The sequence below is a fragment of the Streptococcus sp. 339 genome (assembly GCF_013277285.1).
Lineage (GTDB): Bacteria > Bacillota > Bacilli > Lactobacillales > Streptococcaceae > Streptococcus > Streptococcus pseudopneumoniae.
Genome location: NZ_VMMR01000125.1, coordinates 1 through 719 on the forward strand (window position 1 = coordinate 1; position 719 = coordinate 719).

Sequence of the window (719 nt, forward strand, 5' to 3'; positions counted from 1 at the left end):
ACCTTCTTATGGCGACTTCAATATGTGCGAGAATATCGAACTTATGAACAAATTGCGGCTGATTTTGGTATCCACGAAAGCAACTTAACCCATCGGAGTCAATGGGTTGAAGTAACTCTTGTTCAAAGTGGTTTTACGATTTCAAGACCTCCTCTCAGTTCTGAGGACACGGTAATGATTGATGCGACGGAAGTAAAAATCAATCGCCCTAAAAAAACAATTAGCGAATGATTCTGGTAAAAAGAAATGCCACGCTATGAAGGCTCAAGCGATTGTCACAAGTCAAGGGAGAATTGTTTCTTTGGAGATCACTGTGAACTATTGTCATGATATGAAGTTGTTCAAAATGAGTCGCAGAAATATCGGACAAGCTGGTAAAATCTTGGCTGACAGTGGTTATCAAGGAATCATGAAGATAGATACTCAAGCACAAACTCCACGTAAATCCAGCAAACTCAAGCCGCTAACAGTTAAAGAGAAAGCCTGTAACCATGCGCTATCTAAGGAGAGAATCAAGGTTGAGAGTATTTTTGACAAAGTATAGTAGATTGAAACTAGAATAGTACACCTCTACTTCTAAAACATTGTTAGAAATCGATTTGACTGTCTTGATTGATTTGTCCTGTTCTTATTTCATTTCACTATGAAAACGTTTAAAATATTTTCAACAACCTATCGAAATCATCGTAAACGCTTCGGATTACGAATGAATTTGATTG

1 pseudogene is annotated in these 719 nt (G+C 37.6%); it reads left to right on the forward strand.

Features of this window, described 5'->3' with window-relative positions:
* Positions 1–541 (forward strand): annotated as a pseudogene (locus HT736_RS11235) (transposase); the annotation flags it as partial.
* Positions 542–719: the final 178 nt, after the last annotated feature.